Source organism: Bradyrhizobium sp. AUGA SZCCT0169, assembly GCF_018130085.1.
GTDB lineage: Bacteria > Pseudomonadota > Alphaproteobacteria > Rhizobiales > Xanthobacteraceae > Bradyrhizobium.
Genome location: NZ_JAFCMC010000026.1, coordinates 21,305 through 42,173, shown reverse-complemented (window position 1 = coordinate 42,173; position 20,869 = coordinate 21,305). Strand labels below are relative to the sequence as shown.

Genomic DNA, 20,869 nt, shown 5'->3' with positions numbered 1-20,869 from the left:
CAGGGGAACCGGAAACCGAAAATGATGCCGCGCGCGAAATTTTCTTCGCTTTCTCGTTCATGATTTCACTTCTGTTGAAGCGGCGACTCCAGCGACGACAAAAGGATTTATTCAAATGTTCAACACGTTGACACGTGCGGCAACGCTCGGGGCGTTGATGACGGCAGTGATATTCGCAAGTGCAGCACCAGCTTTTGCACAGGCGCCGAGCCAGGCGCAGCGCGACGCGATCAAGACCCAATGCCGGTCGGATTATATCGCGCATTGCTCCAGCATTCCGCCGGGCGGCGAAGCTTCGCTGCAATGCCTGCAGAAGAACATGTCGAGCCTATCATCGAGCTGTCAAAGCGCGGTGCGCGCCGTGGCAGCGCCGGCTGCCGCCGCGCCCGCGGCCAAGCCCGAATCCGCTCCGACCGCGGCCGGCGCAAAGCCTACCACCACGACCGCGGCGCCCAAGACAGATTCCAAGGCTGATTCCAAGGCTGACGCCAAGCCCGCGGCCGCAGCCGCGGGGCAGCCGTCCAGCGCGCAGGTTTCCGCGGTCCGCAGCGCCTGCCGCTCCGACTATCCAAAAGTCTGCGCCGGCGTGCCGACCGGCGGTGCGCCGGCGCTGCAATGTCTGGACAAGAACAAGGCAAAACTTTCGCCGGCTTGCGAGAAGGCGGTCACGGCGGCTGTGGGCGGTGGCGCCGCACCGGCGGCCGGCGCCGCTCCTGCCGCGGCGGCGGCTCCGGCAGCGGCAGGCGCGGCCGCACCCACCGTGATCGTGCTGCGGCCGCTGCGGCCGCGCGAAGAACTGCTCGTGCTGCGCTCGGCTTGCGGCGCCGATGTCCGCACGATCTGCGGCGGCGTGGCACCGGGTGGCGGCCGTATCGTGCAGTGTCTCGCGACCAACGCGGGCAGGCTGTCGCCGGCTTGCCAGGACGTGCTGGCCCAGTTCAAGGCGCAGTAGCAGGTCGCGCTACCCGGTTCGCGCCGTGAAAACGGCGCGATCGGACTACGCGTGCGCGACGGTACCGACGAACTGCTGCAATTCCGGCGTCCGCGGTGCGGCAAACACCTCTTTCGGAACGCCCTCTTCATGCACCTTGCCGTGGTGCATGAAGACGAGCTTGGTGCCGACGTCGCGGGCGAAACGCATTTCGTGCGTGACCAGGATCAGCGTCATGCCTTCGCGCGCCAACTGCTCGACCACGCGCAGCACCTCGTTGACCAGTTCCGGGTCGAGCGCCGAAGTGATTTCATCGCATAGCAGCACTTTTGGCCGCATCGCCAGCGAACGTGCGATCGCGACACGCTGCTGCTGGCCGCCGGAGAGCTGGTTCGGATAGGCATCCATCTTCTCGGACAGCCCGACCTTCGCCAGCACCTCGGCCGCAATGGCACGCGCTTCCTTGGAAGCCACCTTGTTGACGACGGTCGGCGCCAGCATCACGTTCTCGGCGGCGGTCAGATGCGGAAACAGATTGAACTGCTGGAACACCATGCCGACATGGCGGCGCAGCTCGCGCAGATTGGTGGTGGAGCCGCCGACCTCGATGCTGTCGGCGATGATCGCGCCGGACTGATAGGTCTCCAGGCCGTTGATGCAACGGAGCAGCGTGCTCTTGCCCGATCCGGAGCGGCCGATGATGGCGACCACGTCGCCCTTGGCGACCTCGAGCGAGACGCCCTTCAGCACCTCGTTCGGACCAAAACTCTTTCTGACGTCACGAATGCTAACGAGCGACATTGAGGCGGTTCTCGATTTTTTTCGCCCACCAGGACAGCGGGAAACACAGGCAGAAATAAATCAGCGCGACCAGCGAGTAGACCACGAACGGGCGGAAGGTCGCATTGTTGAGCATGGTGCCGGCCTTGGTCAGCTCGACGAAGCCGATGATCGAAGCCAGCGCCGTACCTTTGACCACCTGCACCGAGAAGCCGACGGTTGGCGCCACCGCGATGCGCGAGGCCTGCGGCAGGATGACGTAACGCATCTGCTCGATGTAGCTCATGGCGAGGCTGGAAGAGGCTTCCCACTGCCCCTTCGGAATCGACTCGACGCAGCCACGCCAGATCTCGGCGAGAAAGGCGCTGGTCCAGAACGTCAGCGCCAGGGTCGCGGCCATCCACGGGCTCACCTCGACGCCGAACAGCGCGATGCCGAAGAAGAACAGAAACAGCTGCATCAGCAGCGGCGTACCCTGGAACAGCTCGATGTAGATCTTGGTGGACCATTCCAGCACCGGGATCCGGGAGGTCCGCATGAACAGCAAGATCAACCCGACAACGCCGCCGCAGACAAAGGCGATCAGCGACAGCACGATGGTCCACTGTGTGGCGATCAGGAGGTTCGACAGGATGTCCCAGAGGCTGAACTGCAACATGCTCACTTCGCCTTGAACAGGATGCGGCCGAGGCCGCGCAGCAGCGAACGCGTCAGCATGGCGAGCAAGAGATAGGCCAAGGCCACCAGCAGATAGACCTCGAAGTTGCGGAAATTGCGCGATGCGATGAGGTTGGCGGCGTAGGTCAGGTCCTGCGCCGAGATCTGCGACACCACCGCCGAGCCCAGCATGACGATGATGATCTGCGACGACAGCGCCGGATAGATCTTCTCGAACGCCTGCTTGAGGACGATGTGGCGCAGCACTTCCCATTTGGTCATGGCAAGGCTGATACCGGCCTCGATATGGCCTTTCGGCACCGCCTCGATGCCGGCGCGGATGATCTCGGTCGAATAGGCGCCGAGGTTGACGGTCATGGCGAGGAATGCCGCGGTCGATTCACTGAGCTTCAGCCCGGCGGCCGGCAGGCCGAAGAAGATAAAGAACAACTGCACGATGAACGGCGTGTTGCGGATCACCTCGACATAGGCCGCAACCAGGCTGCCCAGCCATTTCGGCCCGAAGGTGCGCGCCGATGCGCCGGCGGTGCCGACGGCGATACCGGCGACGGTCGAGACGACCGTGAGTACGACGGTGAACAGCAACCCCCACAGCAGCACATCCCAGTGGGGCAGCAATTCACTGAATTGAAGCTTGTAGTTCATGACGGGCCGGCCCCCGCGACCAGGTCAAAAGCCCGGCGGCAAGGGCGCCTTCAGCCACTTCTCGGACAGTTTGGCGATGTCGCCGGACGTCTTGGCCTGCGCGATGATCTCGTTGAGCTTGGCCAGCAGCTTCGGCTCTTCCTTGTTGAGCCCGATGAAGCACGGGCTGTCCTTGATCACGAATTTGAGCGCGGGCGCCCGGGCCGGGACCTTCTCGGCGATGGCGGCGGCGACCGTATTGCCGGTCGCGATCAGGTCGACCTGTCCGGATACGAAGGCGGCAATGGTGGCGTTGTTATCCTCGAAACGCTTGATGGTAGTGTCAGCCGGCGCGAGCTTGGTCAGCTCCTGCTCCTCGATGGCGCCGCGGGTGGCGCCGATCGTCTTGCCCTTGAGCTCGTCGGCCGATGCCACCTTGATTTCCTTGGTACCGAACACGCCGGAGAAGAACGGCGCGTAGGCGACGGAAAAGTCGATCACCTTCTCGCGCTCGGCATTCTTGCCGAGGCTGGAAATGACGATGTCGGCCTTCTTGGTCTGCAGATAGGGAATCCGGTTGGCGCTGGTGACGGCGATGATCTCGACCTTCACCCCGAGCGCCTTGCCGATCAGGTTGGCCATGTCGATGTCGTAGCCCTGCGGCTTGAGATCGAGCCCGGCGGAGCCGAACGGCGCAAAATCCTGCGGCACTGCAACCTTGATGACCTTGGCCGCCATGATCGAGTCCAACGCGTCGGCATGTGCCGGCGTGGTCAGCGCGGCGGTGACGAGCGCGAAAGCCGCGGCAAGCATCGATTTCTTGATCAGCATCCTATTGTCCCCTGTGCATCGCAACACCGGCGGGTCAGTTTGGCCGATGTCTTCGGATCCCCTTCGCAGTGCGGGACCCTGCCCGATGCTCAATCATCAGGCAATGCCTCGAACTGCTCCTAATTTTATCATCGACTGCCCTGGAATTAGGCTGCATTGGGTGACAGATTCACGTCCAAATGATACACGTCCTGCCATTCGATGCAGGGTTGTGGCGCGCTAATCGCCACGAAACGCGAGGATCAATTGAACCAACCTCACGGATCGCGCGACATAACAAATCGTCATCGCGATCTGACACGCGGTGTGCCAATTGACCTTTGCCCTGCCGATACGATCAACGTTCCGATGATCAATTTTTCGACGTGCAGAAATATTTTCTTGGAAGCCGGCTCGACATGATCGGCACGGAATGAAAGCCATCCGGCTCTGATCTCCGCCATGGGTTCTCCTGATTTCGCAACAAAAAGGGAGCTTCAATACAGCGAGATCGAGAAGCAAGCAGGCGGCCTGGCTGACGCTTTGAGAACAACAATCATCAACCAACGCGAGGAGGAAAAACAGATGCTACGTGCCATCCTGACTGCATCCACCTTGTAGATTGCGTCGCAAGCGTTCGCGCAGGAGCTGACTGCCGCGCAACGCGACGCCTGCATGGGCGACTTCGAAAAATACTGCAAGAGCGTCACCCCGGGCGGCGGGCGGATCATCGCCTGCCTCTCCAAGGAAAGCGACAAGCTCACACCTGCTTGCAAGAAAGTATTGCAGGCGGCGGAGAAGAAATAGACGCGCGGCCTGAGACGCATCCGCAGCACCTTCCAGAAGAAACCTGAACACCAACCAAGATAAATCCAGGGAGAACAACATGCGTGCTTTTCTGCTCATTGCGGCCGCCCTGCTCGCCTTTGGCACCACCATGACCTTCGAGTCGACCGATGCCAATGCCGTGGTCTGTGCAAAAGGCGTAGTCCGCGCCGGCTGCGCCGGGGCTCGGGGTGCGGTCGTCGTCAAGAAGCCGGCGGTCGTGTGCCGCACGGTGATCGTGAACGGCGTGAAAGTTCGCCGCTGCACCTGATCGAAATTGATCCGGCTTCCAAACTGAAGACATATGCACCTGCCGGCCGCTGCCTGCCATCATTGGCGGCGCAGCGGCCGGCTTCTGCCGATTCCTGTTTTGCGGGATCGCAATTGATGTGCCAGCATCGACGGCCTCGAAGCATTCGATGGCCATGAATCCGGAATGAGGAATTATTCAATCGCATTGCCATTCTGGGCCCGGGCGTTCCTGCTGGCGGGCCTTGCCGGCGTTGTCCTCGGCGCCGGCCTCATCGCCTATCGCTTCTACGACAGGCCGACGGTGCTGAGCGTCGCGGTGGGGTCGTTCGACGGTGAAGCTGCCAAGGTCGCGTCCGTCATCGCCGCCCGGCTGCAAGCCACCAAATCCGCGGTCCGTTTGAAGATCGTTCCGGCCGACAACGTGCTCGATTCCGCAAAAATCTTTGCCGAGGGAAAGACCGACCTTGCCGTCGTGCGCGCCGATGTCGGCGATCTCTCGCTGGCGCGGAGCGTGGCGCTGATCACCAAATCGGTCCTGATGATCCTGGCCCTGCCGGGATCGCAGGTGACCAGCATCGAGAAGATGAAGGGCCACACCGTCGGCGTCGTCGGTGGCGAGATCAATCAGAAGATCGTCGAGGCCCTGAAAGCGGAATACGACCTCGGCGACAAGGTGATCTTCAAGAACATGGCGCCGGCGGATACGCCGGGCGCGATCCAGTCGAAAGCGGCGAGCGCGTTCGTGCTGGTCGTCCCGCTCAGCGAAAAGTATATCTCCCTGGTGAGGCGCTTCTTCCGGGGCGGGCATAACTCCTTCCCCGCATTGATCCCGGTGGAATCGGCCGGCGCCATCGCCGATGTCGAAGGCGCCTATGAAAGCTTCGATATTCCGCAAGGCACGCTGCGCGGCAACCCGCCGGTGCCGGACGCCGACCTGACCACGCTCCGCGTCGCGACTTATCTGGTGGCCAACAAGAAGATCGACCCGGACACGATCACGACGCTGACCCAGGCGCTGGTCACCGCCCGCAACGATCTCGTGCGCGACCAGCCGCTGCTGGCCGGGCTGACGGCACCCGATACCGACCCCGGCGCCTATATCCCGGTCCATCCGGGGGCAGCTGCCTACTACAACGGGACCCAGCAGAGCTTCATGGATAAATACGGCAACTGGATTTACCTGACGCCGATGGTGCTGGGCGCGCTGGCCTCGATCTTCGCAACCGCATGGCGGTTTCTTGGCGGCCGGCAGGAGCCAGCCGAGACGACGTTGCGCAGCCTGTTCGCCCTGCCGCGGCGGATCAGGGAAGTGAAGAGCGAGGCCGAACTGACCGAGATCGAAAACCAGGTCGACCAGGCGCTGGATGCCGAGATGGCGAGCGCGATCAGAAGCGAGAACGCGCAGGATATTTCGACGCTGGTTTCAATGGCGCATCGGCTGGAAGATTCGATCTATCGCCGCCGGCAAATGCTGGCGGAGGAGCCTGCCGGCGCTATTGAATCGAATCGGCACACGTCATTCTGAGGTGCGAGCAAAGCGAGCCTCGAAGGATGGGTTACGGGCGCTTCTCATCCTTCGAGGCGCACAAGAGCGCGCACCTCAGGATGACGCGATACGGAGCGAGTGGTGGTATTAAATCTCGGCTCATCACGTTCCAGTCCCGGGTTGCACCCAGACAAGCATCCGCCTGGCCCGTTTTGGCAATTTTTTTGGTAGCGTCATTCCCCGGTCCGGTTTAGGGTGGCTCAAATAGTAAGTATACTGTCAATCAGGAGGGAACCTGTGCGTATCGCCGTCATCGGCGGAGGCCCCGGCGGTCTCTACTTCGCCTATCTCTGGAAGCGGCGTCATCCGGACGCAGAGATCGACCTGTTCGAGCAGAATCCCGAAGGCGCGACCTGGGGTTTTGGTGTCGTGTTCTCCGAACAGGCGCTGGAATTTTTGCGTGCCGACGACCCCGAGACGGTCGATGCGATCACGCCGCGGATGGAAAGCTGGAAGAACATCACGCTCAATTTGCGGGGCGAGAGCGTCGAGATCGACGGCGTCGGCTTCTCCTCGATCGGCCGGCTCGAATTGCTGACTATCCTGCAGCAGCGCGTGCGCGCCGCCGGCATCACGCCGCGATACGACACCATCATCCAGTCGCTGGACGAACTCAGGGGTTATGACCTGATCGTCGCCGCCGACGGGCTGAACTCACTGGTGCGCCGCAACTTTGAGAAGGAATTCGGCGCCTCGGTCTCGCATTCGACCAACAAATTTGCCTGGTATGGCACCAGCAAACGTTTTGCCACGCTGTCGCAGACCTTTGTGAAGACCGATCTCGGGTCTTTCAACGCGCATCACTACCGTTATGCGCCCGCCATGAGCACCTTCCTGGTCGAATGCGACGCGGCGACCTGGCAGGCCTATGGTTTCGAGCACAAGACCATCGAACAATCGCAGGCTATCTGCGAACAGGTCTTTGCCGACACGCTCGACGGCCATTCGCTGGTGTCGAACAAATCGGTATGGCGCAATTTTCCCTGGATCTGGAACGAGAACTGGTCGCACGGCAACATGGTGCTGATCGGCGATGCCCTGCATTCGGCGCATTTCTCGATCGGCTCGGGAACAAGGCTGGCGATCGAGGACGCCATCGCGCTGACCAAGGCGCTGGAGGCGGAAGCGGACATTCCGGCGGGCCTTGCCCGCTACCAGAGCGAACGCAAGCCGATCGTGAAGAAACTGGTGACGGCGGCGCGCACCAGCGCCGACTGGTACGAACATTTCCCCGAACACATGAAGCTCGATCTGATGGATTTTGCCTACAGCTACATCACCCGCTCCGGACGGATCGACGATACGCGCCTGCGCGCGATGTCGCCGGCCTTCATGGCGCGCTATGAGGCAGCAAAGAACAGCGGGAGCCGGTCATGATGATCGACGATCAGGTACCTCTGGAAAATCCCGGCGCGCGCGAAATCGGTTTCGCGATCCCGGAGCGCTACAACGCCAGCCGCATCCTGTTCGACAACCTCGTGCACGGCCGCGGTGAACGCCTGGCCCTGACCGGACCCGCCGGCACACGCAGCTATGCCGAGCTGTGCCGCGAGGCCTCGCAATGGGGTCACGGCTTTCAGTCGCTGGGGCTGAAGCGCGGCAACCGCATCCTGTTGTTCCTCGACGATACGCCGGCTTACCCGGCCGCCTTCTTCGGCGCGGTCCGCTCCGGCTTCGTGCCGCTGTTGATCAACACCCTGACGCCGCCGGACCTGCTGCAGTTTTATCTCTCGGACGCCGGCGCCGCTGTCGCGGTGACCGATGCCGAGTTCACTTCCCGATTCGACGCGGTCGCCTGCAAGGACACGCCACTGCACACGTTGATCGTGGTCAACGGCACCGCCGGCGAGCACGCCGTGCCGAAGACGCTTGCCGCCGATACCTGGCTGAAGGCCTTCCCAACCGAACTCGCGGAGGCCGACACGCACCGCAACGAGATGGCGTTCTGGATGTACTCGTCCGGCTCGACCGGGCGGCCCAAAGGCATCGTACATCTGCAGCACGACATGGCCTACAGCGAAGCCGCGTTCGCACGTAGCGTGCTCAAGCTCGCCCCCGACGATATCTGCTTCTCGGTGCCGAAGATTTTCTTCGCCTACGGCTTCGGCAATTCCATCACCTTCCCGTTCTCGGTCGGCGCCGCCACGCTATTATTGCCCGGCCAGCCGAAGCCCGCCGCTATCTTCGAGGCGATCGGGCGCTACCGTCCGAGCGTGTTTTTCGGATTGCCGACGCTTTATACGTCATTGACCAAGGCCGATGGCGCGGCGGCAGCCGACTTCTCGTCGCTACGGATGGCGCTGTCCGCCGCCGAGGTGCTGTCGGGTGAAGTGTTCAACGGCTGGAAGACGCTGACCGGGCTCGAGATCATCGAGGGCCTGGGTTCGACCGAGGCACTGCACATCTACCTTTCCAACCGGCCCGATCACAAGAAGCTCGGCGCGGCGGGGCTGCGTGTCCCCGGTTATGAAATCGCGCTCCGGGACAAGGAAGGACGCGACGTCGGCGACAACGAGGAAGGGATCATGTGGGTGCGCGGCGATTCCAATACGCCGCTGTACTGGAACCGGCCGGACAAATCAGCGGAGACGATCCGCGAGGGCGGCTGGATCTACACCGGCGACCGTTTTGTCCGCGATGCCGACGGCTTCCATTTCTTCCGCGGCCGCGCCGACGACCTGATCAAGATTTCCGGCCAGTGGGTCTATCCGCTCGAAGTCGAGCTCTGCCTTGCCGAGCACCCCGACGTCCGTGAATGCGCCGTCTTCGCTGCCGAGCTGCCGGACCGGCGCATGACGCTGAAGGCGGTGGTGGTGATGAACCAGGGCGGCTTCGACGCGGGCGATGCCACCAAGCGGCTGCAGGATTTCGTCAAGGCAAAGCTGTTGCCTTACAAATACCCGCGCGAGGTACGATTCATCGATGAACTGCCGAAGACCGGAACAGGCAAGATCGACCGGCAGGCGCTGTTGAGGATGTAGGACATACTCCGTGTCGTCCCGGCCTTGAGCCGGGACCCATACGCCGCGGCCCGCGTTGCTGGAAAGAAAAGATAACGACCAGCGTGCAAGATAATTCCTGCCGGTGGTTAAGGGTCCCGGCTCAAGGCCGGGACGACAATAACTAGTTGTCCGGCCGCCTCAACCCGATTTACCCAGATGCTCGAGCGCGTCCTCGGCGCGCAGCGGCACGCGCGAGGCCTCGTTGTTGAGATCGACGAGTTGCGTCATCAGCGTCAGCAACACCTTGCGGTCGGCGGCCTTCAGCGGCTGCAGCATCCGCGCCTGCGCCCGCTCGACCGATGGCATGATCTCGCGCAGCGTGGCGGCACCCGCTTTGGTCAGATAGAGCAATTTTACCCTCTTGTCCTCGCGGCCGGCCCTGCGCTCGATAAAGGCCTTTGCCTCCAGCCGCTCGATCACATTGCCGAGCGTCGAGCGGTCGAACGCGATCACCGCCGACAGCCGCGTCGCGTCGATGCCGGGATGGGTGTGGATCGAAACCAGCGCGGCATATTGCACCGGCGTCAGGTCGAAGGCCTTGCATTCCTCGACAAAGATCGCGACCGCGATCTGCTGCATGCGCCGAAACAAATAGCCCGGCGCCGCATAGACGGCGTCCATGGTGATGGGCGTGGGCTTACTCGGCATCGGGCTGCTTGTCCGGTGCGGCGTCGACGAACGCCTTGATTTCCTTCGCGGCGGCTTCAGCCTTGAGCAGGCGCGGGAAGACCGAGACATCCACCCCAAAGCGCCGCGCGTTGCCGAGTTGCGGTACCAGGCAGAGATCGGCGATCGTCGGCGTTGCGCCGAAACAGAATGGCTCCTTTTCGCCGGTGGCCAGTGCTTCGCAAGCCGTCAGTCCCTCGCGGTTGACCCAGGCCGCCCACTCCGTCACCTTTTCCTCGGGTAAACCGAGTTGCCGCAGCCGGTTCAACACTTTCAGGTTCTGCACCGGGTGGGTGTCACAGGCCAGCGCCATGGCGAAGGCGCGAACTTTTGCGCGACCCAGCGCATCGCCGGGCAGCAGCGCCGGTTCGGGATAGGTTTCATCCAGCCATTCAATGATCGCCAGCGATTGCGTGAGTACGGCGCCGGCGTCGTCCTCAAGTGCGGGCACGAGCCCCTGCGGGTTGATGGCGAGATAGGCCGGCGCGCATTGTTCGCCCTTGCGAAGGTGATGCGGCAAATGTTCGGGTCGCAGCCCCTTCAGATTCAAGGCGATCCTGACCCGGTAGGCCGCGGCACTGCGGAAATAGCCGTGCAGCTTCATCGGAACCTCCCCGTAAATCTATCGTTGCGGTCTACGCCGTCATTGACGCTACCCATATTGTAAGTATGCTGTCAATAAATGGACGGACAAGAATAACGGGAGGCTATCCATGGAAGCCGTGCAGAAGACCCCGGAACGCGAGGCGTTCTACAAGAAGATCGACGGCGAGAACCTCTCCGCGCTCTGGAACGTGATGGGCGATCTGATCACGCCGGAGCCGCGCAGCGCCTGCCGGCCGCATCTGTGGAAGTTCGACCAGATCCGCGACTACATGACCGAGGCCGGCAAGCTGATCACCGCCAAGGAAGCCGAGCGGCGGGTGCTGGTGCTGGAAAATCCGGGCCTGCGCGGCCAGTCGAAGATCACGACCTCGCTGTTTGCCGGCGTGCAGATGGTGGTCCCCGGCGACGTCGCCCCGGCGCACCGCCACAGCCAGTCGGCGTTGCGTTTCGTGCTCGAGGGCAAGGGGGCGGCAACCGCGGTCGACGGCGAGAAGACGCTGATGGAGCCCGGCGATTTCGTCATCACGCCATCGATGACCTGGCATGATCATTCCAACGAAACCTCCGAGCCGATGTTCTGGCTCGACGGGCTCGACATTCCGATGGTGCAGTTCTTCGATGCGTCCTTTGCCGAAGGCTCGAACGAAGACCAGCAGAAGATCACGCGGCCTCCCGGCGACAGCTTTGCCCGCTACGGACGCAACCTCCTCCCCGTCGACGAGAAGCGAAAGTCGAAGACGTCACCGATCTTCAACTATCCCTACAGCTACACCCGCGAGGCGCTGGAGCAGGCCAAGATCCGCAATGAGTGGGACGCCTGCCACGGGCTGAAGCTGAAATTCTCCAACCCCGAAACCGGCGAATTCGCGATGCCGACCATCGGTACTTTCATCCAGATGCTGCCGAAGGGTTTTAAGACAGCGCGCTATCGCTCCACCGACGCGACCGTGTTCGCCGCGATCGAGGGCAAGGGCCGCACGCGGGTCGGCGATCAGACGTTTGAGTGGGGCGCGCGCGATCTGTTCGTGGTGCCGAGCTGGCAATGGGTCACCCACGAGGCCGATGTCGATTCGGTGCTGTTCAGCTTCTCCGACCGTCCGGTGCAGCAGAAGCTCGATCTGTTCCGCGAAGACCGCGGGAATGCGTGAGGCAACCACCGCTGTCGTCCCGGCCTTGAGCCGGGACCCATAACCACCGACGCTCATTTTGCGGACAGCGTTAGCTACCTCGGGCCATCGATAGATCACGCGGTATGGGTCCCGGCTCAAGGCCGGGACGACGGTGTTGTTTGTCGCGCCAATTTTGGCTCGCTCACGCCGACGCACATCACCGCCAGTGCAGCAGCCTTGCCTCCAGCAAATTAATCCCCTTCCCCACCACCAGCCCGAACACCGACAGGATCACAACGCCGGCCAGCAGCTGATCGGTCTGCATCAGATTGCCGGCCTGCAGCACGAAGGCGCCGATGCCGTATTGGGCGCCGATCATTTCCGCGCTCACCACCAGCAGCAGCGCGACCGACGCCGTGATACGAAAACCCGCGAGGATCGAGGGCAGCGCGCCCGGCCAGATCACGCGGCGCACGATCAAATGGAACGGCACGTTGAAACTCTGCGCCATCCGGATCAGATTGCGCGGCACCGCGTCGACACCGCTATAGACCGAGATCGCGGTGGAGAAGAACACGCCGAGCGCGATGGTCGCGATCTTCGGCTCCTCGCCGATCCCGAGCCACAGGATCAGCAGCGGCAGCAGCGCGATCTTCGGAATCGGAAACAGCGCCGAGATGAAGGTGATGCCGACGCCGCGCGCCAGCGTCGACAGCCCGATCCCGAAACCGACGATGACGCCGGCAGCCGTGCCGAGGACCCAGCCCGATCCGATCCGCATCACCGACCACGACAGATGCTGCCAGAGCGCGCCCGATAGCGCGAGCTTGTAGATCGCAACCGCGATCGCCGAGGGCGGCGGCAGGAACAGCGCATTGACCCAGCCGGCGCTGCCGGCGAGCTGCCAGAACGCGATCACCAGCGCCAGCGCGATCCAACCGGAATAGCGGCCGGCGCTTGGCGTAAAGCCCGCACCGCGAAACGCCACCGGCCGCGGCCCTGCCTTGTCCTTGGCCTCGTCCTGCGTTCCCTGCGGCGCACGGTCAAGCATGCTGGACCTCACGCTCGGCGTCGATCGCCTCCTCACGGATCAGCGACCACAGATCATTTTGTATCGCGAGCAGTTTTCCGCGGGCATTGATATCGCCGCGCTCGTCGCGCGTCATCGGGATGGTCACGACCTCGCGGACGCGGCCGGGACGGCGCGACAGCACCACGATGCGGTCGGCAAGGCGAACGGCTTCTTCGAGATTATGCGTCACGTAGACCGCGCCCATCGAACCATCGGCGAGCAGGCGGATAAAATCCTCCATCAGCAGTTCGCGGGTCTGCGAATCCAGCGCGGAGAGCGGCTCGTCCATCAGCAGGATCGCAGGCCGCACCGCAAGCGCCCGCGCAATCCCGACGCGCTGGCGCATGCCGCCGGACAATTGCTTCGGGTAGGCGCCGCGAAAATCGGTGAGCCCCGTGCGGCGCAGCGCGTCGTCGACCACGGCGCGGCGTTCGCTTATCCCGAGCGCCGTGTGCACCAGCGGAAATTCAACATTTTCTTCCACCGTGCACCACGGCAGCAGCGCAAAATCCTGGAACACGAAGGTCAGCGGGTTGAGGCTGCCCGCCGGCGGCGCGCCGCGCAGTTCGGCCTGGCCTCCGCTCGGCCGCAGCAGCCCGCCGAGGATCGACAGCAGCGTGCTCTTGCCGCAGCCGGAGGGCCCGACGATCGCCACCACTTCGCCGGCACGCACGGTGAACGAGACGTTGTCGAGCACGTCCAGCGTACCGAAGCGGTGGCTGATATGGCCGGCGATCAGGTCCATTGGGTTCTCAGTTCGAATCCTTGCACCGCTGCGCCCCCTCTCCCGCTTGCGGGCCCGCAAGCGGGAGAGGTAAACCTCAAATCAATCCGCCTTCACATATTCCTTGGCGATGATCGCATCCACGCCAAAGCCCTTGTCGACGTAACCCTGTTCCTGCAGCCAGCTGATCTGGTTGGCGACGTTCTTGACGTCGAGTTTGCCGTCGGGATCGATATAGGCGCAATTGCCGACCACCTGCTCGACCGGCAGATTGGTGTATTTGGCGATGATTTCCAGCAGCGGCTTTGTCTTGTCGTTGATCCCGGCCTTGCCGTCCTTCACGGAGGCCAGGATCACGTCATGATATTCGCGGTCGGCGCGGACCAGTGCACCCAGCAATTTCGTCACCAGCGCGTTGTTGGTCAGTGCTTTTGGCGAAGCGAACACCGCGCCGAGCTGCCACGGCGTCTCGTCGCCGACCCAGCCGAGCAATTTGGCGCCGTCGGAATCCATCAGCGTGCGCGCGGTCGACACCGGCAGCAGCGCCGCATCGACGGTCTCGCCCTTCAGCGCCGCGGCAGCGTTCGACAGCGATTGCAGCGGCAGCACCTTGATGTCCGCGAGCTTGAAGCCGTATTTGTCGGCGAGCAGCCCCAGCGAATAATGGAAGCTGGAGCCGACTTGCGTCACCGCGATGCGCTTTCCGGCGAGATCCTTCGGCGTCTTCAGCCCGGCGGCATAGGCGTTGTTGCTGGCGAAATAACCGATCAGGGGATAGCCGGCCTTCTCGCGGCTCATGCCGCCGATCACCTTCAGCGTGCCCTTGCCGGCGAGATTATAGAGCCCCGCGGTGAACGCGGTGACGCCGAAATCGACATCGCCCGACGTCGTCGCCACCGCGATCGGCTGCGCCGCGTCGAAGAATTTCAATTCGATGTCGAGGCCGGCCTCGCGAAAGTAGCCCTTGTCCTGCGCGATGAACACCGGCGCCGACGAGGACAGCCTGAGCACGCCGATCCTGGCCTTCAGCGCATCATCGGCCCGTGCGATCCCGCTTGCCGCGATCGCCAGCAGGGCAGCCGCAGCGAGCCGAGCAAATCCCGTCATACCGTTTCCTCCGTAACTTCTCTTACAGCCCTTCGGGCACGCTCTGGCCGCGGCCGATAAAGGCGCCCTGCTGTTGCAATGCTTGTTGCAACTTTTCAACGGCAATGTCGCGTGGAATCGTGTTGCCGGACAGTGCCAAATCCGCAGCGATCCCAACCGCCTCGCCCATCGCAAAGCAGGCGCCGGAAACCCGCGCCGCCGACTGGCCGTCATGGGTCATCGAGGCGCAGCGCCCGGCCATCAAGAGGTTGTCGATACCCTCGGGCACCAGCATCCGATACGGCAGCTCGTTGAAGCCGCGTGATTCCGGGATCGGCGGGAACTTGAAGACCACGTCGCCCGCGACATGGGATTCCATCGGCCAGCCATTGACACCGATGGAATCCTCGAACGAGGCGCAGCCGAGCACGTCCTCGCCGGAGAGCATGTAGCCGCCAACGACGCGGCGGGTCTCGCGGATGCCGAGCTGCGGCGGCAGATCGACGATGTAGGATTGTTCGAAGCCCGGCACGGTGCGCAGGAACTCGAATGCCTGCACCGCCTGGCGGCGGCCCTCGATCTCGCCGCGGGTCATATCGTCAGGCTCGAGGCCATTCACCGCTGTGCCATCCTCGCGCGCGAGCTGGGTAAAATTCACCCGCCATTCGATCCCGTGGCGCTGTGGCCGGACGATCGCGGCCTTGCGCGGAAACTTGTGCGTGCCTGCGGCCTCGGCCTTTTCCATCAGCGCCGGAATGGTCCGCCAGGCGTCGCCAGCCTTCTCGGGGTCGATGCCGTTGAGGCGGAACATCATCGACGGGTACATCGTGCTGCCGGCGTTATCGCCGACCTCGAACGGCGCGCCGGCCCAGGCCGCGAGATCGCCGTCGCCGGAGCAATCGATGAAGATTCCGGCGCGCACCGCCTGCCGGCCCGCCTTGGTCTCGACGATCAGCGCGTCGATGTGCCTCTCGTCATGCATCACCACGCCGGCGCCGAGCGCATGAAAGAGAATGTCGACCTTGTGCGCGGCCAGGAGATCGTCGGCCGCGATCTTGTAGGCCGCGGTGTCATAGGCCTGCGCGAAAATCTTGCCCAGAATGAGATGCGGCGCGTTCAGCCCGCCGAGCCGGTCGATTCGGTCAAGCAGATCGGTGGCAATCCCCTGCACCACCCGGTGCATCTCGCCATGGACATTGGCATGCAGCCCGCAGAAATTGGTGACGCCCGCGGCGGTGCCCATGCCGCCGAGGAAGCCATAGCGTTCGATCAGCAGGGTACGGCGGCCCGCGCTTGCAGCAGCAACGGCGGCCGCTATGCCTGCAGGCCCGCCGCCCAGCACGGCGACATCGTATTCGCCATAGAGCGGAATTTGGCGCGCAGGCTCGGTGATGGTTTTGGAGGGCAATTTGGGGTTCCCGGCTGAAGTGCCGGCATCATGCCCTTCACAGGCGATTTTGGCTACGTGTCAAACGGTTGAAATAGAGACGGAAGACATTGCTCCCGCTACGCGGAATTGAGAAAGTGGGGACGAAAGGACTGACCGGTTTGAAAATCCTCGCTGCCCTCGTACCCGCCCTGATGCTTGGCGCTTCCCCCGCGCTGGCGGAAGTGGAGCAGTGCCGGTTCATCCAGGCCAAACCCGAGCGCGAGGCCTGTTACACGCGTCAGGAGGCTGCGCTGGCCGCCAAGCGCAAGCCCGCGCCCGCCATTGCCGACACGCGCAGCACCGACGCACGCATGATCGAATCGCTGCAGCAGATGCGGCGCGACGATGCCGAGGTCTACCGGAGTGTGAGCGGCATCTGCCGGGGCTGCTGAGCAGCTCGCAAAACTATCTCTTTCCCACTCCCCAATTCGCCGCGCGCTTTTCGGCGAACGAGGCCAGCCCTTCGGACGCCTCCGATGTCCGTCGCCGATCCGAATGCATTTTGACCAGGCGTGTATAAGCGTCGTCATCGACGCTCATGCCACCGAAGGAGCTTTCCAGCGCCAACGCCTTGGTTTCGGCCAGGGCCTCGGGGCCGTTGGCCAGCAATTGCTTCACGACTTTGGCGCCCGACGCTTCAAGCTCCGCCAGCGGCACCACCTCATGCACCAGACCAATGCGGCGCGCGTCTTCGGCGCCGAAACGCTCACTGGTCAACGCGTAGCGGCGCACCTGACGGACACCGATGGAATCGCAAAGCTGCGGAATAATGATCGCGGCCGTCAGGCCCCAGCGGACTTCCGTGATCGAGAACAGCGCATTGTCGGCCGCGATCACCACGTCGCACGCCGAAATCACGCCGGTGCCGCCGCCGAAGCAGCCGCCCTGGACCAGCGCCACGGTCGGGATCGGCAGCGTATTGAGCCGCTGCACCGCCTCGAAGGTGGCGCGTGAGACCGCCTCGTTCTCTTCGGGCGATTTCGGCCGCACGCCATTGATCCATTTCAGGTCGGCGCCGGCCTGGAAATGCTTGCCGTTGCCCTTCAGCACCACGACGCGCAGGTGGGACTTCTGGCCGAGTTCATCCATCGCCGCCAGCACGCCGTTGATGAGCCCGGCATCGTAGGCGTTGTTCACTTCCGGGCGATTCAGCGTGACCGTCGCGACGCCGCGTTGATCGAGATCCCACAAAACCGGATTGGCAGACATTGACGGTCCTTTTTTGGTTGCAGCAGTTTCGACAGGCAATATGCCGACACAGCGGCGATTGATCTATCCCTTTCCGTGATGCCTGCGATGCAAACGGCATCGCCGGTTGCGCTGCGGTGCAAGCTTGTGGAAACTGTCGCCTCACGGTTCCCTCAGCAGGACATCAACTCGATGCGGATATGCGTTTTCGGTACGGGCGCCGTCGGCAGCCATTTCGCGGTGCGGCTCGCGCTGGCCGGACACGACGTTTCCTGCGTGATGCGCGGCCCGCATCTCGACGCCGTGAGGGCCAACGGCCTGACGCTGCGTGTCGGCGAGGCCGAGTTCAAAGCCAAAGTCGGCGCCTCCGACGACCCGGCGGATCTGGGTCCGCAGGATGTCGTGATCAGCACGCTGAAGGCGACGGGGGTGAGTGCGCTCGCCGCCGGTCTGCAATCCCTGTTGCGCGACGATACCGCCGTGGTCTTGGCCCAGAACGGGATCCCCTGGTGGTACGATATCGGGCTCCCCGCAAAACATCCGCCGACGCCCGATCTTGGCTTCCTCGATCCAAACGGCAAGCTGCGCGCGGCGATACCCAAAGAACGGATTATCGGCGGCGTGATCTATTCATCCAACGAGATTGTCGCACCCGGTGTGGTCGCGAATCTCTCACCTGATCGGAACCGGCTCCTGATCGGCGAATGCGACAATCGTCACAGCGAGCGGATCGCGCGGCTGCGCGCAGCGCTCAATGAAGCTTCGATCGAATCGCCAGATGTCGCCGAGATCAGGGAAGCGATCTGGTCCAAGCTTTTGACCAACATGTCGATGTCGGTGCTGTGTCTGCTCACCGGCCAGACCGCCCGCGGCGTCCGGGACGAACCGGCGCTCGCCGAGGTGATCCCGCGTTTGCTGGATGAAGCCAACAGCATCGCCCAGAGCTGTTATCCCGAGGTCAAGCGCGTCACCCGCTCCGGCCCCGCGCCCGCCCACAAGCCATCGATCCTGCAGGACTTTGAGCTCGGCCGCGCCATGGAGATCGACGTACTGGTCCGCGCACCCGCCGCATTCGCACGGGCCGCCGGGCTTTCGACGCCGATGCTCGATTTGATGGCGGGACTTGCAATTCGTCAGGCGCGCGACAAGGGGCTTTACCGGACTTGAACACCACACGCGGGACACGCCGAACAAAGAAGGAAGCTTCAGCATGAACGTCAAAGGCAAGGTCTGTGTCGTTACCGGCGCCGCGAGCGGCATTGGCGAAGCGGTGGCGCGTGCTTATGCCGAGGCCGGCGCGCGCGGCGTGGTCGTCGCCGACCTGAAAACCTCGCGCGACCGGCTGGCGAATGTCGCCGGCGACATCGATGGATTGGCCGTGACCGCCGACGTCGGCCTTGAAGAAGACGTCAAGGCGCTGATCGCGGCAGCCGAGGACAAATATGGCCCGATCGACGTGTTCTTTTCCAACGCCGGCCTGTCGCGCAAGGGACAGGAAAGCGCGTCCGACGCGGACTGGGACGTCAGCTGGCGGGTCCATGTCATGAGCCACGTGTTCGCGGCACGCGTGCTGGTGCCGGGCATGCTCGCGCGGGGATCGGGCTATCTGCTCAACACCGCATCCGCCGCGGGCCTGTTGGCGTCGCTGAACTCGATGCCCTACGGCGTCACCAAGAATGCCGCGGTGGCGCTCGCCGAACATCTCGCCATCCAATATGGCGACCGCGGCATCCGCGTGTCGGTGCTTTGCCCGCAATCTGTACAGACCGGCATGACGACGCCCGGTCCCAGCGCCGCGCGGGTCGATGGCGTGCTGCAGGCGCCCGAAGTCGCCCGCATGGTTATCGAGGCGATGGAAGCCGAACGGTTTTTGATCCTGTCGCACCCGCAAGTCGCCGAATACATGCTGCGCAAGGCTTCCAGCCGCGAGCGCTGGCTGGCCGGCATGCGGCGGCTGCGCGACAAGATCTACGGCCCGCCGCAATCAGCCTAAAGCCTTCTCAGTTCTGCTCAACTCTTGGGCGCAAACGGCGCCAGCAGGCCGGTGTAGTCCTTGGCGCCCGGCAGCGCGTAGGAACCGCGCCGCGATGTGGTGAGTTTCAAGCCGACCAGCGCCTCGGCCTGCTTCACCGCGGCCGCGACGCCGTCGACGACGGGAACGCCGAATTTTTGCGAGAGCTTGGCTGCAAGGTCGGCCATCCCGGCGCAACCGAGCACGATGGCTTCCGCGCCCTTGTCGAGCGCGCGCGCAATCTCGGCGTCGAGTTTCTCTTCCGCGCCGGAGCCGGGCTTTTCGAGATCAAGCACCGCGACATTGCAGGCGGTGACATGCGCCCGTTCCGCAAAGCCGTAGCGCCGCACCAGTTCTTCCAGCGGCACGATCGAACGCGGCAGCGTGGTCACTATTCCGATGCGTTTTGCCAGTTGCCCCGCCGTCACCAGCGCGGCCTCGCAAATCCCGACCACCGGATAGGGGGCGACCGATCGCGCGGCGTCGAGGCCGGTGTCATCGAAGCAGGCGATGATGCCGGCATCGGCATCCCTTGCGTTCAACAGCGCCTGGATCAGGCCGGGAACGGCGAAGGCTTCGTCATAAAATCCCTCGATCGAGACCGGCCCCATCGCCGACGTCACGTCGACGATCTCGGTGCCTGATGCCGCGACCGCGCGCGCGGCCTCGCCGATGGTTTTCGTCATTGACGCGGTCGTATTGGGATTAACGATGAGGATCTTGGCCATGGGGCCTGATTAGCATCCGCTGCGCCGTTCTGCCAACGCTATCCTGCGCCGATCGTCCCGGCCCACGCCGCGAACGCATCCAACACCTCGGTCATCACTTCGCGGTCGTTGCGGCCTGAACTCTTCAACACGTGGAAGGAATGATCGGCTTCCTTCACGAGATGCAGCGTCGCCTGCTTGCCCAGCTTCTTGACCACGGGTTCGAGCAGGCTCAATTCGGCCAGCGCATCGCGCGTCCCCTGCAGGAACAGCATCGGTATTTCGACCGCGGTGAGATGCTTGGCGCGGTCGCTGGAAGGCTTTCCGGCCGGGTGCAACGGAAAGGCGAAGAAGGCGAGCCCGCGAACGCCCGGCAAGGCATCGATCGCCTGCGCCTGCGAGGTCATGCGCCCGCCGAACGATTTTCCGCCCGCGATCAGCGGCAGCCCGCCGCAGCAACGCGCGGCTTCCGCCACGGCGGCCCGCACCGCGGCGTGCGCAACAGCCGGCGCATCGGGCCGCCTGCTGCCCTTTTCCATGTAGGGAAACTGATAGCGCAGCGTCGCGATGTCGCGGTCAGCGAGACCTGTTGCAATCGTCTCCATCGAAGCATGGGCCATGCCGGCGCCCGCCCCATGCGCGAACACGTAACACGCGCGCGCCTGCGGCGGATGGATCAGCAAGGCAGACACCGGGTCCGCAGCGGTGATTTCGATCTTGAGCGGTTGCACGGCGGCGGCTTTCAAATCGGCGATCCCGGGGTATGCTACCGCTTGATTCTACATTCAGGGGCGGCGCGTGCAAACGCGCTCGGCGAACCCAT

At 63.5% G+C, this 20,869-nt stretch carries 24 protein-coding genes; 11 read left to right on the top strand and 13 right to left on the bottom strand.

Annotated elements, in window-relative coordinates; all coding sequences use genetic code 11:
- Positions 1–115 precede the first annotated feature (115 nt).
- Complete coding sequence (locus JQ609_RS24755; RefSeq protein ID WP_212275368.1) at positions 116–952, top strand: hypothetical protein; 837 nt, start codon at positions 116–118, stop codon at positions 950–952.
- Positions 953–997: 45 nt separating this feature from the next.
- Here JQ609_RS24755 and JQ609_RS24750 read toward each other — a convergent pair whose 3' ends face one another.
- The 4 genes from JQ609_RS24750 to JQ609_RS24735 are packed head-to-tail and all read right to left on the bottom strand — an operon-like array spanning position 998 to position 3,826.
- Positions 998–1,732 carry an amino acid ABC transporter ATP-binding protein gene (locus JQ609_RS24750; protein ID WP_212209710.1) on the bottom strand — a complete coding sequence of 245 codons (735 nt, stop codon included), beginning with the start codon at positions 1,730–1,732 and terminating at the stop codon, positions 998–1,000.
- Positions 1,719–2,369, bottom strand: coding sequence for an amino acid ABC transporter permease (locus JQ609_RS24745; protein WP_212275367.1), 651 nt, complete (start codon positions 2,367–2,369; stop codon positions 1,719–1,721). Before JQ609_RS24745 ends, JQ609_RS24750 begins: the two co-directional genes overlap by 14 nt.
- 2 nt (positions 2,370–2,371) lie before the next feature.
- Positions 2,372–3,034 (bottom strand): amino acid ABC transporter permease, encoded by a 663-nt coding sequence (locus tag JQ609_RS24740; RefSeq protein ID WP_212275365.1) that lies wholly within the window; start codon positions 3,032–3,034, stop codon positions 2,372–2,374.
- A 24-nt stretch (positions 3,035–3,058) separates the two neighbouring features.
- Positions 3,059–3,826 carry a transporter substrate-binding domain-containing protein gene (locus tag JQ609_RS24735; RefSeq protein WP_249128379.1) on the bottom strand — a complete coding sequence of 256 codons (768 nt, stop codon included), beginning with the start codon at positions 3,824–3,826 and terminating at the stop codon, positions 3,059–3,061.
- Positions 3,827–4,285: 459 nt separating this feature from the next.
- Here JQ609_RS24735 and JQ609_RS35820 point away from each other — a divergent pair, with 459 nt between their 5' ends.
- The 6 genes from JQ609_RS35820 (at position 4,286) to JQ609_RS24710 (ending at position 9,427) form a co-directional block, all read left to right on the top strand.
- Positions 4,286–4,444: a hypothetical protein gene (locus JQ609_RS35820; protein WP_312014890.1), complete on the top strand. Its 159-nt coding sequence runs from the start codon at positions 4,286–4,288 to the stop codon at positions 4,442–4,444.
- Positions 4,445–4,630, top strand: a complete 186-nt coding sequence (locus JQ609_RS35815; protein WP_409411197.1) for a cysteine rich repeat-containing protein — start codon at positions 4,445–4,447, stop codon at positions 4,628–4,630.
- A 79-nt stretch (positions 4,631–4,709) separates the two neighbouring features.
- On the top strand, positions 4,710–4,919 hold the full coding sequence (locus tag JQ609_RS24725; RefSeq protein WP_212275362.1) for a hypothetical protein: 210 nt from the start codon (positions 4,710–4,712) through the stop codon (positions 4,917–4,919).
- Between the two features lie 165 nt (positions 4,920–5,084).
- Positions 5,085–6,425, top strand: a complete 1,341-nt coding sequence (locus JQ609_RS24720) for a TAXI family TRAP transporter solute-binding subunit (RefSeq protein ID WP_212275360.1) — start codon at positions 5,085–5,087, stop codon at positions 6,423–6,425.
- A gap of 258 nt (positions 6,426–6,683) precedes the next feature.
- Complete coding sequence (locus JQ609_RS24715) at positions 6,684–7,823, top strand: FAD-dependent monooxygenase (RefSeq protein ID WP_212275358.1); 1,140 nt, start codon at positions 6,684–6,686, stop codon at positions 7,821–7,823.
- Entirely contained in the window at positions 7,820–9,427 is a 1,608-nt protein-coding gene (locus JQ609_RS24710; protein ID WP_212275355.1) for a benzoate-CoA ligase family protein, read from the top strand. The genes JQ609_RS24715 and JQ609_RS24710 overlap by 4 nt, the downstream gene beginning before the upstream one ends.
- Before the next feature lie 159 nt (positions 9,428–9,586).
- On the opposite strand, the gene JQ609_RS24705 is transcribed toward JQ609_RS24710, so the two are convergent.
- Together JQ609_RS24705 and maiA are read right to left on the bottom strand one after the other, a co-directional pair.
- Entirely contained in the window at positions 9,587–10,096 is a 510-nt protein-coding gene (locus JQ609_RS24705; protein ID WP_212209718.1) for a MarR family winged helix-turn-helix transcriptional regulator, read from the bottom strand.
- The gene (gene maiA, locus JQ609_RS24700; protein WP_212275353.1) at positions 10,086–10,718 is read right to left on the bottom strand and encodes a maleylacetoacetate isomerase; all 633 of its coding nucleotides are present in this window, start codon (positions 10,716–10,718) and stop codon (positions 10,086–10,088) included. The genes JQ609_RS24705 and maiA overlap by 11 nt, the downstream gene beginning before the upstream one ends.
- 109 nt (positions 10,719–10,827) lie before the next feature.
- Here maiA and gtdA point away from each other — a divergent pair, with 109 nt between their 5' ends.
- Entirely contained in the window at positions 10,828–11,868 is a 1,041-nt protein-coding gene (gene gtdA, locus JQ609_RS24695; protein ID WP_212275351.1) for a gentisate 1,2-dioxygenase, read from the top strand.
- Between the two features lie 178 nt (positions 11,869–12,046).
- Here gtdA and JQ609_RS24690 read toward each other — a convergent pair whose 3' ends face one another.
- From JQ609_RS24690 to JQ609_RS24675, 4 genes are all read right to left on the bottom strand, one after another.
- Positions 12,047–12,880: an ABC transporter permease gene (locus JQ609_RS24690; RefSeq protein ID WP_212275349.1), complete on the bottom strand. Its 834-nt coding sequence runs from the start codon at positions 12,878–12,880 to the stop codon at positions 12,047–12,049.
- On the bottom strand, positions 12,873–13,646 hold the full coding sequence (locus JQ609_RS24685; RefSeq protein WP_212275347.1) for an ABC transporter ATP-binding protein: 774 nt from the start codon (positions 13,644–13,646) through the stop codon (positions 12,873–12,875). Before JQ609_RS24685 ends, JQ609_RS24690 begins: the two co-directional genes overlap by 8 nt.
- Before the next feature lie 81 nt (positions 13,647–13,727).
- Positions 13,728–14,732 carry an ABC transporter substrate-binding protein gene (locus tag JQ609_RS24680; protein WP_212275345.1) on the bottom strand — a complete coding sequence of 335 codons (1,005 nt, stop codon included), beginning with the start codon at positions 14,730–14,732 and terminating at the stop codon, positions 13,728–13,730.
- 22 nt (positions 14,733–14,754) lie between these two features.
- Positions 14,755–16,119, bottom strand: a complete 1,365-nt coding sequence (locus JQ609_RS24675) for an FAD-dependent oxidoreductase (RefSeq protein ID WP_212275343.1) — start codon at positions 16,117–16,119, stop codon at positions 14,755–14,757.
- Positions 16,120–16,235: 116 nt separating this feature from the next.
- Between JQ609_RS24675 and JQ609_RS24670 the strand changes: the two genes are divergently transcribed.
- Complete coding sequence (locus JQ609_RS24670) at positions 16,236–16,532, top strand: hypothetical protein (RefSeq protein WP_312014585.1); 297 nt, start codon at positions 16,236–16,238, stop codon at positions 16,530–16,532.
- A gap of 13 nt (positions 16,533–16,545) precedes the next feature.
- On the opposite strand, the gene JQ609_RS24665 is transcribed toward JQ609_RS24670, so the two are convergent.
- Positions 16,546–17,349: an enoyl-CoA hydratase-related protein gene (locus tag JQ609_RS24665; protein ID WP_212275341.1), complete on the bottom strand. Its 804-nt coding sequence runs from the start codon at positions 17,347–17,349 to the stop codon at positions 16,546–16,548.
- A 171-nt stretch (positions 17,350–17,520) separates the two neighbouring features.
- Here JQ609_RS24665 and JQ609_RS24660 point away from each other — a divergent pair, with 171 nt between their 5' ends.
- Both JQ609_RS24660 and JQ609_RS24655 read left to right on the top strand, forming a co-directional pair.
- Positions 17,521–18,495, top strand: a complete 975-nt coding sequence (locus JQ609_RS24660) for a 2-dehydropantoate 2-reductase (protein WP_212275339.1) — start codon at positions 17,521–17,523, stop codon at positions 18,493–18,495.
- A gap of 43 nt (positions 18,496–18,538) precedes the next feature.
- Complete coding sequence (locus JQ609_RS24655) at positions 18,539–19,321, top strand: SDR family oxidoreductase (protein WP_212275337.1); 783 nt, start codon at positions 18,539–18,541, stop codon at positions 19,319–19,321.
- 17 nt (positions 19,322–19,338) lie between these two features.
- Here JQ609_RS24655 and JQ609_RS24650 read toward each other — a convergent pair whose 3' ends face one another.
- Together JQ609_RS24650 and JQ609_RS24645 are read right to left on the bottom strand one after the other, a co-directional pair.
- Positions 19,339–20,067: an aspartate/glutamate racemase family protein gene (locus JQ609_RS24650; protein WP_212275336.1), complete on the bottom strand. Its 729-nt coding sequence runs from the start codon at positions 20,065–20,067 to the stop codon at positions 19,339–19,341.
- Positions 20,068–20,105: 38 nt separating this feature from the next.
- Positions 20,106–20,792, bottom strand: coding sequence for an alpha/beta family hydrolase (locus JQ609_RS24645; RefSeq protein ID WP_212275334.1), 687 nt, complete (start codon positions 20,790–20,792; stop codon positions 20,106–20,108).
- Positions 20,793–20,869: the final 77 nt, after the last annotated feature.

Excerpts from the sequence above, each read along its gene's own strand:
- JQ609_RS24650 (WP_212275336.1), bottom strand. The coding sequence starts at position 20,067 with ATGGCCAAGATCCTCATCGTTAATCCCAATACGACCGCGTCAATGACG.
- JQ609_RS24705 (WP_212209718.1), bottom strand. The coding sequence starts at position 10,096 with ATGCCGAGTAAGCCCACGCCCATCACCATGGACGCCGTCTATGCGGCG.
- JQ609_RS24735 (WP_249128379.1), bottom strand. The coding sequence starts at position 3,826 with ATGCTTGCCGCGGCTTTCGCGCTCGTCACCGCCGCGCTGACCACGCCG.
- JQ609_RS24740 (WP_212275365.1), bottom strand. The coding sequence starts at position 3,034 with ATGAACTACAAGCTTCAATTCAGTGAATTGCTGCCCCACTGGGATGTG.
- JQ609_RS24680 (WP_212275345.1), bottom strand. The coding sequence starts at position 14,732 with ATGACGGGATTTGCTCGGCTCGCTGCGGCTGCCCTGCTGGCGATCGCG.
- JQ609_RS24685 (WP_212275347.1), bottom strand. The coding sequence starts at position 13,646 with ATGGACCTGATCGCCGGCCATATCAGCCACCGCTTCGGTACGCTGGAC.
- gtdA (WP_212275351.1), top strand. The coding sequence starts at position 10,828 with ATGGAAGCCGTGCAGAAGACCCCGGAACGCGAGGCGTTCTACAAGAAG.
- JQ609_RS24690 (WP_212275349.1), bottom strand. The coding sequence starts at position 12,880 with ATGCTTGACCGTGCGCCGCAGGGAACGCAGGACGAGGCCAAGGACAAG.
- JQ609_RS24660 (WP_212275339.1), top strand. The coding sequence starts at position 17,521 with ATGCGGATATGCGTTTTCGGTACGGGCGCCGTCGGCAGCCATTTCGCG.
- JQ609_RS24755 (WP_212275368.1), top strand. The coding sequence starts at position 116 with ATGTTCAACACGTTGACACGTGCGGCAACGCTCGGGGCGTTGATGACG.
- JQ609_RS24720 (WP_212275360.1), top strand. The coding sequence starts at position 5,085 with ATGAGGAATTATTCAATCGCATTGCCATTCTGGGCCCGGGCGTTCCTG.
- JQ609_RS35820 (WP_312014890.1), top strand. The coding sequence starts at position 4,286 with ATGGGTTCTCCTGATTTCGCAACAAAAAGGGAGCTTCAATACAGCGAG.
- JQ609_RS24655 (WP_212275337.1), top strand. The coding sequence starts at position 18,539 with ATGAACGTCAAAGGCAAGGTCTGTGTCGTTACCGGCGCCGCGAGCGGC.
- JQ609_RS24750 (WP_212209710.1), bottom strand. The coding sequence starts at position 1,732 with ATGTCGCTCGTTAGCATTCGTGACGTCAGAAAGAGTTTTGGTCCGAAC.
- JQ609_RS24745 (WP_212275367.1), bottom strand. The coding sequence starts at position 2,369 with ATGTTGCAGTTCAGCCTCTGGGACATCCTGTCGAACCTCCTGATCGCC.
- JQ609_RS24710 (WP_212275355.1), top strand. The coding sequence starts at position 7,820 with ATGATGATCGACGATCAGGTACCTCTGGAAAATCCCGGCGCGCGCGAA.
- maiA (WP_212275353.1), bottom strand. The coding sequence starts at position 10,718 with ATGAAGCTGCACGGCTATTTCCGCAGTGCCGCGGCCTACCGGGTCAGG.
- JQ609_RS24725 (WP_212275362.1), top strand. The coding sequence starts at position 4,710 with ATGCGTGCTTTTCTGCTCATTGCGGCCGCCCTGCTCGCCTTTGGCACC.
- JQ609_RS24665 (WP_212275341.1), bottom strand. The coding sequence starts at position 17,349 with ATGTCTGCCAATCCGGTTTTGTGGGATCTCGATCAACGCGGCGTCGCG.